We start from the raw sequence: 21611 nt of genomic DNA on the forward strand, positions 1-21611 counted from the left end.
ATCCCTCCGCCGCAAAGATGCGGCGGAAAGATTTTCCTGTATGGCTGTCGTCCTGAAAACGGCCCGATGGCCTCTTATACGCCCTTCTTGTCGTTCTCGATCTGCTGGAGGATCGTCTGGTTTGTCGTGCAGGTGTGGCCCGGCAGGGGCATAATGCGCTCATGCACAGCGTCGACGATCCATTCCGGCTGCGGGAAGAAATATTCTTCCAGCTCGTGCGCCGGGGTGATCCAGTTCTTCGCGCCCACGACCACCGGCGGTGCATCGAGGTAATCGAACGCCATCTCGCTGATCGACTGTGCGAAGTCTTTCAGGTGGGAACCACGTTCGCAGGCATCGCCCGTGATAATGATCTTGCCCGTCTTCTTGACGGATTCGATAACCGGCTCGTAGTTGAACGGTACGAGGGAGCGCGCGTCGATGATCTCCGTGGAAATACCGTATTTTTCTTGGAGGATATCCGCCGCCTTGGTGACCCTGTACAGCGTCGCGCCGACGGTAAGGATCGTCAGGTCTTTTCCTTCACGCTTGATATCCGGCTCGCCGATCTTCACTTCGTAATAGCCCGCCGGGACTTCCTTCTGGAACATTTCGCCGAGGTCATACGTCCTCTGGCTTTCAAGGAAAATCACCGGGTCCGTTCCGTTGAGGGCCGCATTGAGGAGGCCCTTCGTGTCGTAAGGCGTTGCCGGGAACACAACCTTGAGGCCCGGGATATGCGTGCACAGCGCCGACCAATCCTGAGAGTGCTGCGCGCCGTACTTGGAGCCAACGGAGCAGCGGAGCACAAAGGGCATCTTCAGAACGTCGCCGCTCATCGCCTGCCACTTGGACATCTGGTTGAATACCTCATCGCCCGCGCGGCCGATAAAGTCAAGATACATCAGTTCGGACATCACGCGTCCGCCTGCCATTGCATAGCCAACGGACGTACCTACGATCGCCGCCTCGGAGATCGGGGAATTGAAAAACCTGTGGTACGGAATGGATTCCGTGAGGTTCGTATAAGCGCCGAACGCACCGCCCCAGTCACGGTTGTCTTCGCCATAGGCGATAAACGTCGGATCCTGGTAGAATTTATCGATGGCCGCTTCAAAGATCGCATCACGGTTCTGGAACGTCCTGTTCTTGGAGACAGGCTTGCCGTCCGCGTCGTATGCGCTCCGTACTTTCTTCGCCAGCTTCTGCACGCGCGGATTTTCATCCTTGGGCATCAGCACATCGGGCTTTCTCGTCGTATCCATGCTCGGGATTTCAAGGTTGGTGAACATCATATCCGCGATCGCGTTCGGGTTTTTGTCAAGATCGATACGCGGGGAGATGGTCTCGTCCTTGCCAAGCTTCACCGCCCATGTCATATCCTTGCGGATACCAAGCTCGATTTCCTTGAGCTCTTCCGCCGTCGCAACGCCCGCTTCGACCAGCTGCTCGCCGAATACCTTGATGGAATCGATCGCTTCCCATGCGGCGATTTCTTCCTTCGTGCGGTAGGAAGACGAGTCGGACGGGCTGTGTCCGGAAACCCTGTATGTTACAACGTCGAGGAGAACCGGTCCCTGGCGGTCTTCTATCACTTTCCGTTTGCGGCGGTAAGCGTCGATTACGGCGAGTGGATTCATACCGTCAATACGCTCTGCATGCATTTCCGCAGGGTTGAGGCCCGCACCAAGGCGTGCGACCTCTTCATAACCCATGGTCTCGCCGCAGGTCTGTCCGCCCATTCCATAGCTGTTGTTCCAGATGTTGTAAATGATCGGCAGGCCGCCCTTGTGGTCTTCGTCCCACAGGGTATTGTACTGGTCCATCGTCGCAAAATTCATGGACTCATAAACAGGGCCGCAGCCAATGGAGCCGTCGCCGATGTTACAGATGACCATACCAGGCTTCTGGTTGACACGCTTGAAGAGCGCCGCGCCCGTAGAGATTGGCGCACTGCCGCCTACGATCGCGTTGTTCGGGAAAATACCAAACGGGATAAAGAATGCGTGCATCGACCCGCCGAGCCCGCGGTTGAAGCCTGTCTGGCGGCCCCACGTCTCCGCGATCATGCCATACAGCAGGAATTCACGTGCCATATCTTTGACTTCTTTATACTGCGTGTGTTCCTTGACTACCGCGAACGTTTCGCCGTCAAAGAAGTTTTCCATAATCTCCATAAGCTGCTCGTCCGAGAGCTTCTCTATGCAGGACATCCCCTTTGCGAGGATCTCGCCGTGGCTTCTGTGGGAACCAAAAGAAAAGTCGTCCATACCAAGCTCAAACGCCTGGCCGACATAAGCCGCTTCCTGGCCGATGCCAAGATGGGCCGGGCCCGGATGGTTATATTCAATGCCTTCATATTGTCCAGTCGTTTTGATGGAATTGAGCATTGTCTCAAATTCACGGACAACCCACATATCCCGGTAAATATGCATGAACTCTTCTTTTGTAAAGTTTTTTACCTCATCCTTTACCGTTTTCTGGTAGGTGTTCATCGGGATATCTTTGAATGTGATCTTGCCCGGTGCCCTCATTTTCTTCGGATCAATCGTCAAACACTTTGTCATTGTTTTTCTCCTTTGTATATAGACAATAATTATTTAACATTTTCGTTCATAAAACAGCAACTGAGCGGGAACAGGCCACGCCTCTCAAAGCTGCCATATGGCTTCACGGATAATTTCGGAGACCGTCGGATGCGGGAACACGATCTTTTTGATCGACTCGATGTTCATCTCTTTATCGACCAGCGCGTCCGCGCCCCAGATGATCTCGGAGGAATAATTCGTAATCATATGCACGCCGAGTAGCTTATTCCACTTGTTATCCACAATGATCTTGATAAAACCGTTTCCGCCTTCATTTTCCGCCACGTAACGGCCCGCAAACTGCATCGGGACCTTCTTGATCGTCACGTCAAGCCCCTTCTCTTTCGCGCTCTGCTCCGTTTCGCCTACGCCCGCAACCTCCGGGTTGGTATAGATCACGCCCGGGATCGCATTATATTTCATCTTGTCTTTCCTGCCAAGCATATTATTTATGGCAACCTCGGCTTCACGGTATGCCGTATGCGCGAGCATGGATTTTCCGTTCACGTCTCCCGCCGCATACACCTCAGGAAGGTTCGTCTTCATGCGCTCATCCGTTACCACTGCGCCGCGCTCGGTAAGAACGCCAATACTTTCGAGGCCGATGCCCTGTGTGTTTGCCTTGCGGCCGATGCACACGAGCGTCTTATCACATTCCGCTTTCTGCTGCTTGCCCGCTTCCTCGTAAACGACCGCGCCGTTTTCGATCCTTGTGACCCTGCAGCCCATCTTGAAGGTAATACCCTTGTCTTCATAATTTTTCTTGAGCAGCTTGGCGATATCCGCGTCGATCGGCCCGCCGATCTGCTCAAGCATTTCGATCACCGTTACTTCGCTGCCCGCCGAATTGAAATAACTCGCCATTTCGAGGCCGATGACCCCGCCGCCGATGACAACCAGCTTCTTCGGTACCGCTTCAATATCCAGTATCTCACGGTTTGTGAGGGCAAATCCCTTTTCATACTGCTCGCGGAGTCCGTCGATCGGCGGCATTGCCGCTTCACTTCCCGTCGCGATCAGCAGGCGCTTGCCCGCGTAGACCTTTCCGTCCGCTTCCACCTCATAGCCGTCCGGGCCTTTCCCTTTGATGACGCCCGCCGCCTTCACCCACTCGACCTTAAGGCCTTTGAGCATCGAGGCGATGCCGCCCGTCAGCGTTTTGACGACCTTGTTTTTACGTGCGACGACCGCCGGATGGTCGATCTCGATTCCCCGGCACTTCACACCGTACTTATCGCCATGCTCTGCACCGTCTTTTAATTTTGCCGAATAAAGAAACGTCTTTGAGGGAATACATCCTTCGTTGAGGCATACGCCGCCTACGTTTCTCTTTTCAATCAGAACTACCTTCAAGCCTTCGTGCGCAGCGCGCTCGCAGGCCAGATAACCCGCCGGGCCGCCGCCCAAAACTACCAAATCATAACTCATATCAAATACCCCTTATTTAGCAAGCAATGCCATGAAGTTTTCCAGCGTCCTGCACAGCTCCTGTGCGAAACGCGACGCCGGCGCCCCGTCGAGCGCCCTGTGGTCGTATGTCAGCGAAATTCCCATCGCCTGGTACGGCACCGCTTCCCCGTCCACCATCTTCAGCTTCGTCTGGATGTTGTTCACTCCCAGGATGCCCGTCTGCGGCGGGTTGATGACCGGCGTGAAATGTTCCACTCCGTACGTCCCCAGGTTCGATACCGTGAACGACGCCCCCACAAGAAGGTCCGGGGAGATTGTTCCCTCCTGCGCCTGCTTCGCCAGGTCCTTCGCCGCCCCCGCAATCTCGTTCAGCGACATTTTGTTCGCACCGAAAATCGTCGGCACCAGTAATCCCCGGGGCGTATCCACCGCCATACCGAGGTTCACGTCCGTAAAATAGCGCATCTTGTCCCCGAGGAAATGCGCGTTGAGGTCCCGGTGGTTCAGGAGCACGCGCGATACCGCGAAAAGGATGATATCGTTGAAGGTAATATTCGCGAGGCCAAATTTTTCCGCATTTTCCTTGACGATCTTGCGGTACGCCATGACCTGCGTTGCGTCGAAGGAAAAGGAGTGCGTCAGCTGGGCCATTTCGGAAAGGGACGCGTGCATCGACCTTGCGATCACCTTCCGGATATTCGGAAGAGCTACATCCTCGTATTCTGCTTCCGGTACTGCCGCCCCCGCAGATGCGCAGACCGCAGTTGCCGCGGAAGCCATTGCCTCCGCTCCAAGCTTGGAGAGTTCTAAAATATCGCGTTCGATGATACGGCCGTTCGGGCCTGTGGGAACCGCCTTTTTGATATCGAGGTTCTGGTTCTCCGCAATGCCTTTTGCACGCGGCGAAATCTTGATCCGACCGCCCGCCTGCACGCTGCCCGTTGCAGCAGCTGCCACAGGCGCTGCTTCCGCCTGCGCAGGGGCTTCCTGTGCCGCAGGGGCCGTCTCTCCGCCGTCAACCGTTGCCGCAGCCGAGAACTCGGAAACGTCCTCGCCCGGTTCGCCGATCACACATACGTTCTCGAGGCACGGAACATCGTCGCCCTCTTCCGCCAAAATCGCGAGCAGCGTGCCCGCAACCTTCGCTTCCTCCTCGAAGGACGCTTTGTCCGTCTCATACGAGAAAAGAACGTCGCCCTCCGTTACGCTGTCACCCACCTGTTTATTCCACTTCGTGATGATACAGCTTTCTACAGACTGTCCCTGCCTTGGCATAATTACCGCTGTTGCCATCGAATTTACCTCCGTTATGGTCAATTTGTTAAAACGCGCCGAAAATGTCAACTTCACATGTTAAAAAAGCTCAAATCAGCAAATTCGGACACATTCTTGTTAAAATTTAACATTTTTATGTTCTTATTGTAACAAACGAATATTCTCTTTGTCAATGCATTTTGCCACCTTTTATCAGGTTTTCCTACCACTTTTTTCCGCCTTCTGCTATAATGACGTTATGAAAAAAAATGATTTGATCGAACTTACAATTGACGACCTCGGAACGGACGGTCAGGGAATCGGCCACGCGGAGGGGTTAGCTGTTTTTGTGGGCGGCGCCCTGCCCGGCGAAACGGTGCGCGCAAAGGTGATCGCACTCAAAAAAAATTACGCCGTGGGCAAGCTTGACGAAGTCCTCGCCCCCTCCCCCATGCGCGCCTGTCCGCCCTGCCGTGTGTTCGGCAAATGCGGCGGCTGTACTTTGCAGCACCTTTCCTACGCGGCGCAGCTCCAATTTAAGCAAAGCCATGTGCAGGGTTGTATACAGCGCATCGGCAAGCTCGAAATCCCGGTAAACTTCCCCCTGCCCGCGCGGCACGAATACCGTTACCGTAACAAGGCGGCCTTTCCGGTCCGGCAAAACGGCGGTCAGGTGGATATCGGGTTCTACGCAGCGCACTCACACCGCATCGTCGATGTGGACGATTGCAAGATCGAGCCTTCCGGCCTGAAGATCGTCATGTCCCAGCTACGGGTGTGGATCGTCAAAAACGGCGTCCCTGTCTATGACGAAGCTACGCACACCGGCCTTTTGCGGCACATTGTATTGCGGGAAAACAAAGCTGGGGAAATCATGCTCGTCCTGTGCATCAACGGCGAAGATATCCCCAACCGTTCCCACCTTATCATGCTGTTTGAATTTGTGCTTCCGCAGGTGAAATCCATCATATTAAATTGCAATACCCGGCAGACGAACGCCATCCTGGGCGGCCGTTCCATCTGCATTTATGGAAAAGACCATCTGTTTGAAACGCTCGGCGGACTGGAATTCAAGATCGGCCCCCAAACATTCCTGCAAGTAAATTCCTCGCAGACAGAGGCTCTTTACAATACCCTGTTCCGTATGCTCGCTCTTACTCCAGCGGACACTGTGCTCGATCTTTATTGCGGGGCGGGTACGATTTCTCTGGCTGCGGCGCGGCGTGCAAAAAGGGTAGTGGGTATTGAAATTGTGGAGGAAGCGGTAGAAGACGCCCGGTTCAACGCGAAACTCAACGGCATTGAGACCGCCGAATTTTTTGCGGGCGATACGGCCGCGCTTCTTCCCGCCGTCCTCGGGCGGGAAGCCGTCACCGCCGTGATTGCCGATCCCCCGCGCAAAGGGCTTGATGAATCCGTCGTACGCACGCTTGCTTCTTCCGGCGTGCCGAAGATCGGCTATGTGTCCTGCAACCCCTCCACGCTGGCGCGCGACCTCGCATTATTTACAGAGCTTGGCTATCGCGCGGATGTGGTCCAGCCGGTGGATATGTTCCCGCAAACCACACATGTAGAGTGCGTGACGGTGCTGTCCAGAACATGCGCCTGAAAATTACCGTATTCCCCTGTAAAATTTCCACTTACCGCTCTATTACGGAGAATAATATGGATACCAAACAGTTCCTGTGCGGCACGACAAAAAAATTCTGGGAATACTATCTTCTGGCTCCAAGCGAAGAGCATTTTGAGAAAATTCTTGCTTCCTGTTCGGAGCAGCTCGTCATAATCGGCACGGGCAAGCATGAGTTTTATGTCTCTTTTGACCGGATCATGCGGGACCTCCCCGCCAATCTCGACGAAGCGGAAACCATAAGTTTCGAGATTCTGGACGAGTGGTATGAATGCCTGGAAGTCGGCGCAAATGTTTACCTTGTTTACGGCGGCCTGTGGGCCCGCCAGCTGCCGGCGGCTGGGGAGAAGGCGCTTGTGGACATGGATACCCGCTTCAGCGTTTTGTACCGCAGGGAAGAGGATGGCTGGAAAATCATCCACCTTCATCATTCCATTCCGTATTTCGACCAACAAAACGGCGAATACTACCCGCACTCCCTCTCCCAAAAGGCGCGCGAAGCCCTTGAATTGGCCGAGGAATTCCAAAGGAAGTCCGAGCTTGACCTGATGACCGGCGTCTATAACCAGGAATCCTTCCGCAGGTACACCCGGGAGGCCCTGCTGTCCGGTCAGGCGGGGACGCTTTACGTCTTTGATCTTGACCATTTCAAAGAGGTGAACGACACCTACGGGCATATTACGGGCGATGCGCTGCTGAAGCTTTTCTCCGGGCTGCTGAAAAAATATTTTGCCGGGGATATTATCGGGCGGATCGGCGGCGACGAATTTGCCGTATACCAGGATGCGCCGAAAACCCGACCTGCGGACAGCGTTGATAAAATCCTTCGGATGGAAACGGAATACCATAAAGAGGCTGAAAAAATTTTAGGCGGCGGAAGCATCTGGAGCTGGTCCGCCGGCATCGGGACCTTGCGGAACGAAGAGCGCACCTTCACCGAACTGTTTGACCGTGTGGATAAAGCGCTTTACCGCGCCAAGCATTCAAACAAGGTCTACTGCTGGAGTGATAAAACATAAGCTCTCCCTGACGATGCTCCGGGGTGCGTCCGGACGGCTGATTGTTTTCGCGTCGGTTCAGTCCATAAGCTGCTTGCGCCCCGCAAAGAATGTTAACACAAGCCCGGCGGCGGAAATCCCGGCAATCACAAGGAACCCCGCCGTATAGGAAAAAGCATCCGCAAAAATCCCAAGCAGCACCGGCCCGAGCGCCGATCCCACGCTGTACAGCGCCTGGTAAAGGCCCATGCCCGCCGCCTTTTGGTCGGGGCCGAGGTGCCTGACCGCGTTCGCCATAAAAATGGCCGTCAGCGAGGCATAGCCAAGCCCCCCAATGAATTGCACAGCCATCAGCAGCGGAATGCTGTGCACAAACGGAACCGCCGCCGCATATCCGCCGAGGATCAGGAAGCCAATTACCGTCATACGCGTATTTCCAAGCCTTACCCCCGCTTTCGTCGTAATAAAAAGCGAGCCAAGCACGGACGCCGCAATAAACAGAGCGTTGATTACGCCCGTTTCAATGCCGCCCGCCCCGATATCCTGTGCGATCTTTGGAGTGAAGGAAAACGCCGTCGCAAATACGATGGCTTTTACAAGAATGCACAATACGGACGAAACGAGCAGCTCCCTGTTCTTTATGATAACCAGGAGATCGCTTTTTTTGATCGTTACCGTTTTTGCCGGCTCTTCTTTCACAAACAGGGAAACGATCACACCCACAGCGCCGATAAGAAAGCTTGCCAGAAATAAAATCCGTATCCCCGATTTTTGGTACAGGAACCCTCCGGCCAGGAATGCGGCAAAGATTCCCGCTTCTACTACGGCGCCGATCGTACCCATAGCGCGGCTCGTTTCATTTTTCCCGTAATATTTTGCGTACAATACGGTAAACGCCACATACATGGTGCTTGAGAATCCGGAAACCACATTGCCGACAAACAGCATCGCCGGGCTGGGGAAGAAATACATAATGACCGCGGCCGCCGCGGCAAAGAGCAGCCCCATGACGATAAACGGCTTCTGTTTTCCAAGCGCGTCCGATTTGATTCCAACCGGGAAGCGAAGTACGAGCTGCGTAAAAGAATGCATTCCAAATATGATTCCCGTAATCGTCGCCGATACACCCAGCGAAATCAGGTATGGCGTAAGGAACGGAATATACAGGTATAAAGAAAACCAAAAAATACAGGTTACAATAAGCAGAAGTGTTTTTTTCAAGCGCCCGGCCTCCTATGAAGTATAAAATACCCCGCTTCCCGCCCGCTTTAACGCGGGCCGTCTTTTTTTAATGAAACGCGCTTGTGTTTTTTATAGGCCTTATATTCACAAAATCCGTCCTTCCTGCTATAATAATTTAATATGCTAAAAGAGTAAGTGGAGGAAGACGTTTTGAAGCCCTATCCTTATTATGAAACGCGCCCGGTGACCACTTTAAAGGACGTTATTACCTGGCCGGCGCGGCGCACGCCTGAAAAGGATGCATTCCGCGTCCGTATTGACCGCAAACACTACAGGGGAATTTCCTGGCGGCAGTTTGAAGACGACGTGAACGCCCTCGGTACGGCGCTCCTTTCCCGCGGACTCGGAAACGCGCATATCGGCGTGATCGGCGAGAACTCTTACGAATGGGTTCTCGTATATATGGCGGTATTGTGCGGCGTGGGGGTAATCGTTCCCCTTGACCGGGATCTTCCAGCCGAAAAGCTCGCGGAGCAAATGCAATTCGCGGACGCAAAGGCGGTATTCTTTTCCAAAACATATGAATCAATGATGCGGGAATTTTCCGCGTCTCTTTCCGGGATGGAACTTTTTTCAAATATGAACGGTGCAGAGACCTTTGGCGTAACGCTCGGCGCTTTACTCGAGGAGGGCCGGGCCCTGCTCGCAAAAGGAGACCGCGCATATCTGGACGCGCAGCCAAACACCGAAAAGATGGCGGCGATCCTCTTTACCTCCGGGACTTCCGGGACCAGCAAGGCCGTCATGCTTTCACAGAAAAACCTGATTACAAGCTTTGACTGCGCCTGTAAGCATATCAGCTATACGGAAGACGACGTTATGCTTTCCGTGTTGCCCCTGCACCATGCCTATGAAAGCAACTGCGGCATCCTGGCAATGCTCCATACGAGTACAGTCGTTTGCTTCAACGAAAACCTGAAATATTTTTTCGACAACCTGAAATTGTTCCGGCCCACCGGCATGTCGCTTGTCCCCATGTTTTCCGAGACGATGTATAAACAGGTTGTCGAGGGGGCAAAACGGGCCGGAAAATATAAAAAACTGACGTTCGGGCGCAGGCTCAGCCGCTTCATGCAGAGACTCGGCCTCGGCGTTCCCCGCAAACTGTTCCGCGACGTATACGAGCCGTTCGGCGGACGGTTCAAAAAGGCCTTCGTGGGCGGTGCAGCCCTCGACCCGCAGATCACGGCCTTTTTCCGCGACCTCGGAATCGTGATGCTGCAGGGATATGGGATCACGGAATGCTCCCCCCTTGTTGCGGTAAACCGCGAAAAGTATTATAATGATTCTTCGGTAGGGCCTATCCTTCCTTGCTGCGAAGTGAAGATCGACGGCGGGGAGATCCTGGTCAGGGGCGATAATGTGATGCTCGGCTATTATAAGAACGAGGAGGCGACGCGGGAAGTGTTTTCGGACGGCTGGTTCCGTACCGGCGACCTTGGGCGTCTGGATGAAAAAGGATTCCTGCACATCACCGGGCGCAAAAAGAACCTCATTATCTTAAGCAACGGAGAAAATATCAGCCCCGAAGAGCTCGAGACACACCTCATGCGCATCCCGTATGTAAAGGAAGCCGTGGTTTACGAAAGCAAGGGCGTTATCACAGCAGAGATATTTCCCGATATGGACGCCGCACAGGGCCAAGGCATAACGGATGTGCAGGCTTTCCTGCGCGGGAAGGCCGACGAGTTGAACACGCGCCTGCCCCAGTATAAGCAGATACAGGCGGTCAAATTCCGTGATACGGAATTTGAAAAAACAACGACGAAAAAAATTAAACGTTTTGTGTTGAATAAGTGAGGAATTCTATGTTTGAAAAAATCGTTTCCATCCTACAGGAATATTCGGGAGAGGATAAAAGCCTTATCGTACCCGAGGCGCGGCTTACGGCCGACCTTGGGCTGAACTCCCTTGACGTCATCAGCATCGTCGTGGCGTTTGAGGATGAATTTGGCGTAGAGATATCCAACGAAGACCTGCGTACCTTCCAGCGCGTTTCAGATATTGAGGCCTACCTTGAGCAGCATGCTGCAAGGCGCTGAACAAACGGGCGTTCTGTCCGCGATCACCGGGCCTTTGCTCCGGTGGTACGGTAAAAACGCACGTATCCTCCCGTGGAGGGATACCCCCACCCCATACCGCGTATGGATTTCTGAAATTATGCTCCAGCAAACGCGCGTTACTGCGGTCATGCCGTATTACGAGCGCTTTTTGTGTGCGCTTCCTTCCCCCGACGCGCTTGCGTCGGTACCGGACGGCGAGCTTTTAAAGCTCTGGGAAGGCCTTGGATACTATAACCGTGCGCGCAACCTGAAAAAAGCCGCACAAATCATTGTAAAAGAGTTCGGCGGAGACCTTCCCGCCTCTTTTGGGGACCTGCTTTCTCTGCCCGGTATCGGTAGCTACACCGCAGGCGCAATCGCTTCCATCGCTTTTGGCGTTCCCGTCCCCGCAGTGGACGGCAATGTGCTGCGCGTCATTTCCCGCGTACTTGCCAGCCGTTCCGATATCGCGGATGCAAGGACAAAGAAAAGCATGGAAGCAGCTCTTGCCGCAATTATGCCGCGCGACTGCGCGGGCGACTTCAACCAGGCGTTGATGGAGCTCGGCGCAACGGTGTGCCTGCCAAATGGGGAACCGCTGTGTAAAAACTGCCCGCTTTTACCGTTATGCAGGGCAAACGCGGAAAACCTGACCGGCGAAATTCCCGTCAAGGCGGCAAAAAAGAAACGGCGGATCGAAGCGCGCACCATATTTATCCTTTTAAGCGGGGAACGCGTCGCCCTCAGAAAGCGGGATAAAACCGGATTGCTCGCGGACTTGTGGGAGTTCCCTAATGTAGGCGGCGCGCTTTCTCCCGTTGAGGCAGAGGAATATCTTCGGCAAAACGGCCTTAGAACATGGAAAATAACGCCGGTCGCGCCCGCCAAACATATCTTCACGCATATCGAATGGCATATGACGGGTTATCTGGCGGAAGCCGCCTCCCCCGCCGCGGGCTTCATATGGTGTACCGGAGAGGACCTGGCACAGTCGCACGCCCTCCCCTCGGCCTTTCGCGTCTATACTAAAATCGCAATGCACGAACTTGCGCACGGTTTTGCTCCCCGGGCCGGACGCTGAATCTCGTCCGCGCAGCTTCTAGGCGCCCGGCGGAACCGAACCCTCCGCGTTTTATTTCACAGGAAGTTTTCAGCAGAGCCGGTCATAAAATATTTCTCCTCTTTGTGAAAAATTCGCGCAAAGACCCTCCGGAAATAATTTCCGGAGGGTCTTTGGAATCGCAGTCATAATATCTTTATCTTACGCTTGATCCCATGTTTGCCGTACAAAAGCAAGCGAACGCCGCGCTTCTTCGTCAAAATCCGTACCCGGCATAACATCACGCCAAATGGAACAGGCATTGCCAATCTCTCCACCACGCTGCACAAGTGGTTCAAGCGTTAGTTTTCCCTGATAACCGATCTTTTTCAGCGCTCCAAAGATTTCTTTCCACGGCAGGAATCCCCGTCCCGGCGGACGGCGGTTGTTTTCTCCGAGATGCATGTATCCAATCCGTCCGCCTGCGTTAAGAATCGCCTGTACAAAGCTATCTTCTTCTATATTCATATGGAAAGTGTCAAACTGCATTTTAACATTTCGGCTGCCGACAGCATCCAGGTATACCGCCGCTTCCGCTCCCGTATTAAGCATAAAGTGCTCATAACGGTTCACGATCTCAAGACATATTTCCACACCAAGATTTTCTGCATACGGCGCCAGAATTCTCATGCTCTCGATAGAGCGTGCGGTATGTTCTTCCTTGCTGTCGATAATTTTTGAGTTCCATATGCCATTGACAATTCCACACGCTGTTTTTACTCTAAGTTCAGCGGCAATATCAAAATATTTTTTAAGATACTCTATTGCCGCTGTCCGTGTTGCTGCATCCGGCGAAGATATATCGTATTCCGCAGGCGGATCGGATGCAAGTACAAACTCGATTCCCCGTTCTTCCCCTACTTTTCTCAAGGTTTCACGTTCCTGCGGAGTCATTTTCCGCACAGATTCCGTAACAAGCTCTATTGCTTCAAAGCCAAGCTCCGCAACTTTTTTTGTAAGCGCCACATAATCCACATCAAAATCGCGAGCCCAAAACCCATAAAAAATTCCTGTTTTATTTTTCATCGTTCCGCTCTCCTGCTCCTTTATAGGAAAGCATCATCAGATTATCGTCAATATGCACATTTTCAATAAAAACATCTCTTTCAAATTCAAAAAAGACCGGATTGAAATTCAGAAACATCGTTACCCCATATTCACTGATCTTCCGCGCAATCTCGCTCGTTCCTTCTGTGGGCAGAGCTAAAATTGCCGCGACGATATTTTCCGCTTCGATATATTCTCCAATCTTATCCATATCAAAAACTTTGATCCCATTGATTACTGCGCCAGTCAACTTAGGATTGATATCAAAAAAAGCTTTAATTTCAAACCCGCAGTTTTTAAGCTCATCATAATTACTGAGCGACTGCCCTAAATTTCCTGCACCAATAATAATCGTGTTCTTCTTTGTTTTCAAGTCGAGCAATTCTGTAATCTGTTCCAGAATTGCTGACACATTATACCCCACGCCATGATATCCATTATATAAAAAGCGGTTGAAGTCCTGCCGCACCTGCGAGGGCGATATCCCCATCAATAAGGCCAATTCATTCGATGAAATATATTCTCTGCCAAGCTGCTTTTGCTCATTTAAATAACGATAATATCTCGGGAGTTTCCTGATTAGATGCTTCGGATAATCCCTATATTGCCCCGACATATAAAACAGCTCCCTTTCTTTCCATTTTAACTTAAGTATCTCTTAAATCAGTTTATCTGTCAATATAATGTCGTTACCGCCTCTTTTCCGATCCTTAAAAACACGATTTGAAGACCTAATTTTTTGAAAATGTGCAATTCTACGTTATTCCATTGATGTTTTCATGAATATTAACAGGCGGCCATGCGGCCGCCCGCTTCCTTTACTGCCTTTTTATGCGTTTTTCACGCGTCAGCAACGATTGCAGTACTACCGCAATTACAAGCACAATTCCCTGCACCATCATTTGATAGAAAGAATCTACATTAAGTTGTACAAGTCCGTTATTCAAAATTCCTACAAAGATACAGCCCACGACTACGCCCGGCAGGCGCCCAATGCCTCCCGAAAGCGCCGTCCCTCCAAGTACGCAGGCAGTAAATACGTCAAACAGGTAAGTGCCGCCCACTTGTGCAGATCCCGCATTTGTACGCGCAGCAACGATCAGGCCTCCCAAGGAAGAAAATAATCCTCCCAGTATATATACAAGAACCTGGATCCTATTGACGCGTATCCCGGAAAGACGTGCCGACTCTTTGTTGCCGCCAAGAGCATAACAGTAAGTACCAAATTTTGAATACTTCATAAACAGTGACATGAAAATGTAAAGGCCGGCTAAAATTATTACAGGAATTGGAATTTGTCCCCAATATCCTCTGCCAAGTTCTACAAAGCTTTCCGGAAAATTAGAGATTGGTGTTGCCTGCGTAATCACATAACCGGCTCCTTGGCAGATCTGCATTGTACCGAGCGTCACGATGAACGACGGAAGGTTCAGATAGGTCGAAAGAGTTCCGTTTAAAAGCCCCGCTAATAGTCCAACACACATCCCGGCCGTGATAGAGAGCGGCATCGGTACGTCCATGTCAATGGTTAGCTTCGCTACCACGATTCCGGTAAGCGCTGCAACATATCCGACAGAGATATCCATTCCCCCGGTCAGTATGACCATAAAACCGCCAATGGCAATAATTCCTACAATAGATACTTGGCGTATGATATTGAGTATATTTTCCGCATTAAGAAACGCTGGAGATGCGATCGAAAGAAATACGATCAACACCACCAAGGCAATATACAATCCTGCCTCTTGCTTAGACGTTGCGTACCAATTTTTAATTGAGTTTAATGTTTTGGATTGACTCCCCTTACTCATAGCTGCTTCCCCCCATCGCATATTGCATAATGACCTCTTGTCCCGCCTCTTCCTTGGTAAGTTCTGCAACAATTCGCCCATCGCGCACGACAAGTACACGGTCGCTCAATTTCAGAACTTCCAGTAATTCTGAAGAAACTACAATGATGCTTTTTCCTTCTTTTACCATTTCATCCAAGATTGCATGGATTTCTTCTTTTGCTCCTACGTCCACACCCCGCGTCGGCTCGTCGACCAATAATATCTTAGGATCAGCGTTCACACATTTGCTCACAACGATTTTCTGTTGATTGCCGCCGCTAAACAATTTTGCCTTTCGCATGACATCCGGCGGACTGATCTCAAATTTTTTGACCGCTTCATGTGCTCTTTTTTTTACTCTTTTGTAGGAAATCATACCAGCTTTATTTGTCATTTTAGATAAGCTCGCGCACGCATTGTTATATTCCATCGTCATTTCCATCATCAATCCTTCGGACTTTCGTTCCTCCGGCACAAGTGCGATGCCTGCCTGATAGGCGTCATAAGGCGAATTGATTTCTACCTGTCTCCCTTCGATCCATACTTCTCCGGAGTCTTTTCGATCTGCTCCAAATACAGCTCGTATGATTTCGCTCCTTCCTGCCCCTGCCAAGCCTGCAAAACCTAAAATTTCACCACGTTTCAGATTAAAATTGATGTCATGCAGCTTTCCCTCCACATTTAAATTCCTGACTTCTAAAATCACTTCATCCGTTGCGATTGATTTTCTTGGTATGCTTTTCACTTCACGGCCAACCACCATTTTAATCAGCATTTTTTCATCGAGGTTTTCCCGTTCCTCCGTACCAATATATTGTCCATCGCGCAAAACCGATACCCGGTCTGCCAAACTGAATACCTCCTCGAAGATATGTGTAATATAAATGATTCCCACTCCCCGTTCCTTCAGCGTATTTACAACCTGATACAGGTTTATCCGCTCCTGCTGCGCAAGTGCTGCCGTTGGTTCATCCAAGATTACGACCTTAGGATTCGTACTTATGACCTTCGCAATTTCTACCATTTGTTGTTCCGCGAAGGACAGCATCTGCATTTTTTTTGTAACATCAATATCGAATCCAAGACGCTCAAGGCTCTCCTTCGCTTTTTGCACGGAATATTTTTTATCAATTACATTTAAAAAATTTTTTGTCCGCTCTTGTCCTAGCATAAAATTTGTCGCGACATCCAGCCACGGTACGATATTCAACTCCTGATGTACGACGCTGATCCCCGCTTCTACCGCATCGGCCGGGCTTTTAATATCAACTTTTTGATCCTCCATGAATATTTCGCCTTCATCCGCACGGAATACACCTGAAACAATCTTTATAAATGTCGATTTGCCCGCACCGTTCTCTCCTAAAAGAGCATGTATCTCCCCGCGTTTTACATCTAGGGATACATCGTCAAGAGCTTTTACGCCGGGAAATGATTTGCTGATATTTTTAACGCTCAATATCGTTCCCATATGTTTATCTCCTTGTAGTTACGGGAGGCCTACCGGCCTCCCATAATATTCAGAAAACTATTCTTCCATCAAGCTTCCTACCGTCGTTTTATCACACAGTTCAAAAGGCACTTTAATTTCATATTCAAATTCTTCTCCTTTAACCGCTTTGAGCGCCATATCAACCGCTGTATCCGCCATAATACGCGGCGGCAGATGCATGGTGACCTTGAACATTGATTCATCTGCTTGAATCAGATTCATAACGTCCGGATTCGTATAGAACGCGCAGGCCACCGCATCCTCCTGCGTCATTCCACGTGATTCCATCGCGGCTACTCCCCCAAGGGTGCACTCGACGTTCGCGCCCCAAAGCATATTAATGTCGTCATTTGCGGATAGGATATTTTCTGTTACAGTCATACCTTTTTCAGTTTCTGCCTGGCCATTCATGATGACTGCTTTCACGTTTTCTTCCCCAAGCTCCGCTTTCAATCCTTCGAGAAAGCCATTTTCTGCATCAAGGCAAGGTTGTTCTGCTGGGTAAGAGAGCACAGCGACGTTTGCTTTTCCGTCAAAATGTTCTTTTGCATAATCAGCCGCCCATTTCCCTTCCAATTTACCCGTTTCGTAGGTCTCAATTCCTACAAGCCCGGACGCGACATGATTTCCATCACCATCAACGACATCAAGGTCGCTCAGGATTACACGCACGCCCGCAGCTTCCGCTTCTTTAATGACAACGCCTACTCCACCCGGATCTACCGGACAAAGGATAATCGCGTCGCATCCTTGGGCGATCATATCTTCCATAAGGTTCACTTGTTTTGCGGCATCGAATTTACTATCCGCAGAAATTACCTCAAAGCCTTTTTCCCCGGCTAATTTCTCAATCTCGTCAACCCAGGATACCCAATATGTGTGTCCAAGATTGAAAACCGGAACGCCAATTTTGATTATTCCGTCTCCATTCGTATCCTCTGCTTCTACGGCAACACTTCCTTGTGCAGCGTCCTCAGGTGTATTGCCGTCCTGCGGGGCTTCTGCAGGCGCGCACGCAAACAGAATACTCGCCAGCATAACCATAACTACAACAAACGCCAACCTCTTCATCTTCTTCATCAAATTTTCCTCCTTGTTATTTGATTGTAGAATTGTAATCAGGTCTTTTCCTATATGAAGTTTTAAAATTCAATAATTTCTGTCGAATTATGCAGCAGGCTTGCCGCTTCCGATCTGTTTAAAAGTTCTTTTTGCCGAATCAACTGTGTACAAATATTACCTATGGCCGTTGCTTCCACGGGTCCTGCGTATACCTTGAGCCTCGTTTGTTTCTTGATCTCGTTACAAAGATAGGTGCTTCGCGCGCCTCCGCCCAGTACATAGATACACTCGAACTTCCTGCTAAGGATATGGGTAATATTTCTTACTGTCTTCGCAGTACTTAAGGCGATCCCGTTCAGCACCGCTGCATAAATTTCAGCTTTTCCATTTGGTTTTGGTTGCCCCGCGTGTTCAAGGTAGTCGAAAATCTTGTGACACATCCTTCCCGGTTTGGTAAACTCAGGGCTATCAGGGTCAATATATCCTCCATATTCGGATTCCTTTGCCCCATTTTCCAAGAAACCGTAATCCATTTTCCATCCTTCTGTTTCCCACTCGCGCGCACACTCCTGCACAATAAACAATCCATTGCAATACTTGAGAAAATTAATCTCGCCATCAAAACCATTCTCATTGCTGATGCCCGCCTCAAAGACCTCTCTGGTAATGACAGGCTCCCGCAAAAAGCATCCTGTCATCACCCAGCTCCCCGTGCTTACGTAGAGGATTCCTTCCGTATGATGCGCGGGTACCGCCATAAGGGCAGAAGATGTATCGTGCCCGCAAATCCGCATTACCGGAATTTTTTTCCCGCCCTCAGGAATCCCGGTCATGCCTAAAATGTCGTTTCGTTCCGTTGTCTGCGGCAATACATCAGGGAGTGCAAGCCGTCTCATGATCTCCATGTTCCAGTCGTCGCGCACAATACTATACATTCCGGATGGGCTGGCTAAAGTATTATCAAAGGTTACTTCCCCCGTGAGCAAATAACAGATAAGGTTTGCCATGAATTGAATCATTCTCGTCTTCTCAAACCAATCTTTCGCATATTTTTTCCAATAACACAGGTGAACAAGCGGACAAATATCTTCTATTATTGTTCCGTTACTTTCAAAGAGTTCATATCCCGAGACAACCGAAAAGACCTCTTCTGCAAATTCCTGAACCTGTGGATCACGGTAGGTTCGAGGTAAAAACAAAAGTTTTCCCTCTTCGTCCAGCATTCCAAAATCCGCTCCCCAGGTATCAATCCCTACCGAATCCACAGTTTCCGCACATCCAATTGCTTCCACCGAGAACCGGTGCATCTTTCCGATATCCCAATAGAGATTGTCCTTTACCCGCACCAGCTCATTCCTGCAGCGCAGTAATTCCCGACATTCAATCCGCTCTCCATTAAAAGCTCCTTCGATACTCCGCATACTACTGGCACCATAATCAAGCGCCAGCACCCTTTTTATTGCCATCATCGCACTCACAAAAGCTTCTGAAACAGGCCAACCATTGCATTGACTTCCGCATTGTCAAGGAGTGTAAATGCTTCATCGAGGTCTTTAGCCGCAATTACAATACCATGATTTGGGATAAGTGCTCCTACCGCCCGTTCTGGAATTTCATTCCGCCGATTATAAAAATAGGAAATCACTTCTTTTGCGAGTTCAGGCGATGTGCCTGCAACTTCTTTGACACATTCCATCGGTCCGCCTGCAAAATATTCAAAATTTTCCGTATAAACATCCAGCCTTTTCTTCGCAGCTGCATAAACGAGGCAATATCTTGGATGGGCATGAAGCACCGCGCCAACCCCGGGGATCGCCTCATAAATACCAAGATGCATCATGCTCTCACGCGTCATCATAGTCGGATCGTTTTCTACGACCTCCAGAGTATTTTCGTCAAGCGCGATCAGGTCGTCCGGTTGAAGCTGCCACCGTAATTTCTCTCCCGCCATCATCGGTGTGACGTAAATAAGCCCGTTATGCCTCACACTGATGTTTCCGCCGCCTGCATCTGTAAGCTGCCTATCAAACATCAACCGTCCTGTATTAATCATTTTACATCTCATATAATCATTACCAAAGTTGCACATAACCTTCCCTCCAAAATATCAAGTCTCAAATAATGTTTTACATGTCTGTTCATGCGGATTCGTTACAACCGTACTCGCCACAAGCCTATTCCTCTTCCGGCACAGCAAGGATGCTTTCTCAGTTGCAGCTATAATCTCCGCAATCCCGCCGCAAAGAATCACTACTCCTTTGCCGCCGATCCCATTTGCCAAGCGTAATTCCCGTACCCATACGCCGGATGTTTTTACCGCTTCGTCTGCAGCATAGACTGCACTTGCTGCATCGCGTGTCTCTATGATTCCAAGCGCATCGGTACTTTCTCCTATCGATGGGGACTCCAGTATGCCGCTGCTCAGATTCCCTATCATTAATGAATTTTGTAATCCCGGAAAATATTTTGCGCGCAACATACGGACCGCGCTATATACATCCGCATATCTTCCGCCAAAAACCAGCAGGTATCCGCCTGGACATATCATACCAGCCCGCAGTAAATGAATATCACTATTCTTAACCGCATAGTCGAGGCTTTTGATTCCTTCAGCGATCCCTAGAAATTCTACAATTCCTACAGCGGTCCCAGAATTTTTCATGGTGCATCTCCCAATACGGATTCCGGCTCATCAATAATACCCACGATTGCCGCGTCTATTGGGGCATTTTCCCGCCCTGTTCCGATACGCGCAGCACTTCCGAACACGACAAGGACGACCTCGCCCTCCCCTGCGCCTACACTGTCGGTCGCCACCGCATAACGCTGGACAAGCTGTCCATTTTCAATCATCTGTACGACCAGCAGTTTGCAGCCCGTTAGCTTTTCATTTTTCTTTGTTGCTACAACATATTGAACGATTTTGCCAAGCTGCATAACGGCACTTCCCTTCTTATTTTATTGTAGGGAGTATCTTTTCCACATCGCCATGAGGACGCGGGATTACATGCACAGCAATAAGCTCGCCAAGCGTTCCAATCGCTTCCGCTCCGGCTTCCGTAGCTGCTTTTACGGCTCCCACGTCACCGCGCACCATCACAGATACATAGCCTGATCCTATCTTATCCACACCAATAAGTTCTACATTTGCTGCTTTTACCATCGCGTCCGCTGCCTCGACCAGGGCTGTAAGACCTCTGGTTTCAATAATTCCCAGTGCTTCTTTAATCATGATTTTCCCTCCATTTATCCAATTTCTTCCACTTTTATTTCTGCTTTTTGTGTTCCAGGCAATATTTTCTCCACATCCGCATGTGGACTGGGGATAATATGTGCGGCAACAAGTTCACCCAGTCCGTTTACGGCTTCCGAACCCGCTTCTACCGCTGCTTTCACTGCACCTACATCTCCCGTTACCATTACAGTTACATAGCCCGATCCTATTTTTTCCATTCCCGCAAGTTTTACATTCGCCGCTTTCGCCATTGCATCTGCAACCTCAACAAGCGCCGTAAGCCCCCGCGTCTCCACCATTCCTAACGCTTCTCTTGCCATTTCTTCTCTTTCCTTTCTCATCTAGAAATTATTTCTATAATCTCAAATATTGTGTCATCCGGCCTGGTCATCACATGCGCTGCATAGAGTTCACCCAGCCTTTGGGCCGTTTCACTTCCGGCTTTTACCGCCTCTCTTACAGCATCCACCTCGCCTATAACAGCTGTGTAAATCAGGGCGTTGCCAATCTTTTGGCTGCCAATCACTTCAACATTCGCCGTTTTAACCATGCTGTCAGCTGCTTCAATCGCTGCCGTAATTCCACGGCATTCTACAATCCCAAGCGCGTCTTTTTTCTGTACTCTTGGCATTTTTTTCTGTCCAGCTGCTGATGTTCTCGCTTTTCCGGTGCCGATGGTTTCCTTTTTCTTCGCCATTTTT

General features: G+C 50.4%; 21 protein-coding genes. 5 read left to right on the forward strand and 16 right to left on the reverse strand.

From position 1 onward, the window contains the following. Positions 1–74: 74 nt before the first annotated feature. The 3 genes from B1H56_RS07350 to B1H56_RS07360 form a co-directional block, all read right to left on the reverse strand. Entirely contained in the window at positions 75–2546 is a 2472-nt protein-coding gene (locus B1H56_RS07350) for an alpha-ketoacid dehydrogenase subunit alpha/beta (RefSeq protein WP_066522897.1), read from the reverse strand. Between the two features lie 84 nt (positions 2547–2630). Next, complete coding sequence (lpdA, locus tag B1H56_RS07355) at positions 2631–3995, reverse strand: dihydrolipoyl dehydrogenase (RefSeq protein ID WP_066522895.1); 1365 nt, start codon at positions 3993–3995, stop codon at positions 2631–2633. 12 nt (positions 3996–4007) lie between these two features. Then, positions 4008–5270, reverse strand: coding sequence for a dihydrolipoamide acetyltransferase family protein (locus B1H56_RS07360; protein ID WP_121418983.1), 1263 nt, complete (start codon positions 5268–5270; stop codon positions 4008–4010). Positions 5271–5490: 220 nt separating this feature from the next. Here B1H56_RS07360 and rlmD point away from each other — a divergent pair, with 220 nt between their 5' ends. Beyond that, entirely contained in the window at positions 5491–6840 is a 1350-nt protein-coding gene (gene rlmD, locus B1H56_RS07365; RefSeq protein WP_066523437.1) for a 23S rRNA (uracil(1939)-C(5))-methyltransferase RlmD, read from the forward strand. A 56-nt stretch (positions 6841–6896) separates the two neighbouring features. Further along, positions 6897–7880 (forward strand): diguanylate cyclase domain-containing protein, encoded by a 984-nt coding sequence (locus B1H56_RS07370; RefSeq protein ID WP_066523438.1) that lies wholly within the window; start codon positions 6897–6899, stop codon positions 7878–7880. 57 nt (positions 7881–7937) lie between these two features. Here the strand turns inward: B1H56_RS07370 and B1H56_RS07375 are convergent, their stop codons facing one another. Beyond that, a complete protein-coding gene (locus B1H56_RS07375; protein WP_066523403.1) occupies positions 7938–9080 on the reverse strand; it encodes an MFS transporter in 1143 nt (380 codons plus the stop codon). Between the two features lie 156 nt (positions 9081–9236). Here B1H56_RS07375 and B1H56_RS07380 point away from each other — a divergent pair, with 156 nt between their 5' ends. The 3 genes from B1H56_RS07380 to mutY are packed head-to-tail and all read left to right on the forward strand — an operon-like array spanning position 9237 to position 12224. Further along, positions 9237–10901, forward strand: coding sequence for an AMP-dependent synthetase/ligase (locus B1H56_RS07380; RefSeq protein WP_082771013.1), 1665 nt, complete (start codon positions 9237–9239; stop codon positions 10899–10901). Between the two features lie 8 nt (positions 10902–10909). Further along, complete coding sequence (locus B1H56_RS07385) at positions 10910–11143, forward strand: acyl carrier protein (RefSeq protein WP_066523405.1); 234 nt, start codon at positions 10910–10912, stop codon at positions 11141–11143. Further along, on the forward strand, positions 11127–12224 hold the full coding sequence (gene mutY, locus B1H56_RS07390) for an A/G-specific adenine glycosylase (protein ID WP_066523406.1): 1098 nt from the start codon (positions 11127–11129) through the stop codon (positions 12222–12224). Before B1H56_RS07385 ends, mutY begins: the two co-directional genes overlap by 17 nt. Before the next feature lie 180 nt (positions 12225–12404). Here mutY and B1H56_RS07395 read toward each other — a convergent pair whose 3' ends face one another. The 12 genes from B1H56_RS07395 to B1H56_RS07450 form a co-directional block, all read right to left on the reverse strand. Next, positions 12405–13268, reverse strand: a complete 864-nt coding sequence (locus B1H56_RS07395) for a sugar phosphate isomerase/epimerase family protein (RefSeq protein ID WP_066523407.1) — start codon at positions 13266–13268, stop codon at positions 12405–12407. After that, positions 13258–13905: a redox-sensing transcriptional repressor Rex gene (locus tag B1H56_RS07400; RefSeq protein ID WP_066523408.1), complete on the reverse strand. Its 648-nt coding sequence runs from the start codon at positions 13903–13905 to the stop codon at positions 13258–13260. The genes B1H56_RS07395 and B1H56_RS07400 overlap by 11 nt, the downstream gene beginning before the upstream one ends. Before the next feature lie 202 nt (positions 13906–14107). Continuing rightward, positions 14108–15100, reverse strand: a complete 993-nt coding sequence (locus tag B1H56_RS07405) for an ABC transporter permease (RefSeq protein WP_162938971.1) — start codon at positions 15098–15100, stop codon at positions 14108–14110. Continuing rightward, positions 15093–16592 carry a sugar ABC transporter ATP-binding protein gene (locus tag B1H56_RS07410; protein ID WP_066523409.1) on the reverse strand — a complete coding sequence of 500 codons (1500 nt, stop codon included), beginning with the start codon at positions 16590–16592 and terminating at the stop codon, positions 15093–15095. Before B1H56_RS07410 ends, B1H56_RS07405 begins: the two co-directional genes overlap by 8 nt. A gap of 57 nt (positions 16593–16649) precedes the next feature. Then, entirely contained in the window at positions 16650–17693 is a 1044-nt protein-coding gene (locus B1H56_RS07415; RefSeq protein WP_066523410.1) for a sugar ABC transporter substrate-binding protein, read from the reverse strand. Between the two features lie 62 nt (positions 17694–17755). Next, the gene (locus B1H56_RS07420; protein ID WP_147554740.1) at positions 17756–19144 is read right to left on the reverse strand and encodes a rhamnulokinase; all 1389 of its coding nucleotides are present in this window, start codon (positions 19142–19144) and stop codon (positions 17756–17758) included. A gap of 5 nt (positions 19145–19149) precedes the next feature. Then, entirely contained in the window at positions 19150–19728 is a 579-nt protein-coding gene (locus B1H56_RS07425) for a class II aldolase/adducin family protein (protein ID WP_162938972.1), read from the reverse strand. 54 nt (positions 19729–19782) lie between these two features. Continuing rightward, positions 19783–20337, reverse strand: coding sequence for a BMC domain-containing protein (locus tag B1H56_RS07430; protein ID WP_066523413.1), 555 nt, complete (start codon positions 20335–20337; stop codon positions 19783–19785). Next, positions 20334–20612 (reverse strand): EutN/CcmL family microcompartment protein, encoded by a 279-nt coding sequence (locus B1H56_RS07435; RefSeq protein ID WP_066523414.1) that lies wholly within the window; start codon positions 20610–20612, stop codon positions 20334–20336. Before B1H56_RS07435 ends, B1H56_RS07430 begins: the two co-directional genes overlap by 4 nt. Before the next feature lie 16 nt (positions 20613–20628). Continuing rightward, positions 20629–20907 (reverse strand): BMC domain-containing protein, encoded by a 279-nt coding sequence (locus tag B1H56_RS07440; RefSeq protein ID WP_066523415.1) that lies wholly within the window; start codon positions 20905–20907, stop codon positions 20629–20631. A gap of 14 nt (positions 20908–20921) precedes the next feature. Further along, positions 20922–21251, reverse strand: a complete 330-nt coding sequence (locus B1H56_RS07445; RefSeq protein ID WP_082771015.1) for a BMC domain-containing protein — start codon at positions 21249–21251, stop codon at positions 20922–20924. Further along, positions 21248–21607 (reverse strand): BMC domain-containing protein, encoded by a 360-nt coding sequence (locus B1H56_RS07450; RefSeq protein WP_278287601.1) that lies wholly within the window; start codon positions 21605–21607, stop codon positions 21248–21250. The genes B1H56_RS07445 and B1H56_RS07450 overlap by 4 nt, the downstream gene beginning before the upstream one ends. Positions 21608–21611: the final 4 nt, after the last annotated feature.

Source organism: Christensenella minuta, assembly GCF_003628755.1.
Classification (GTDB): Bacteria; Bacillota; Clostridia; order Christensenellales; family Christensenellaceae; genus Christensenella; species Christensenella minuta.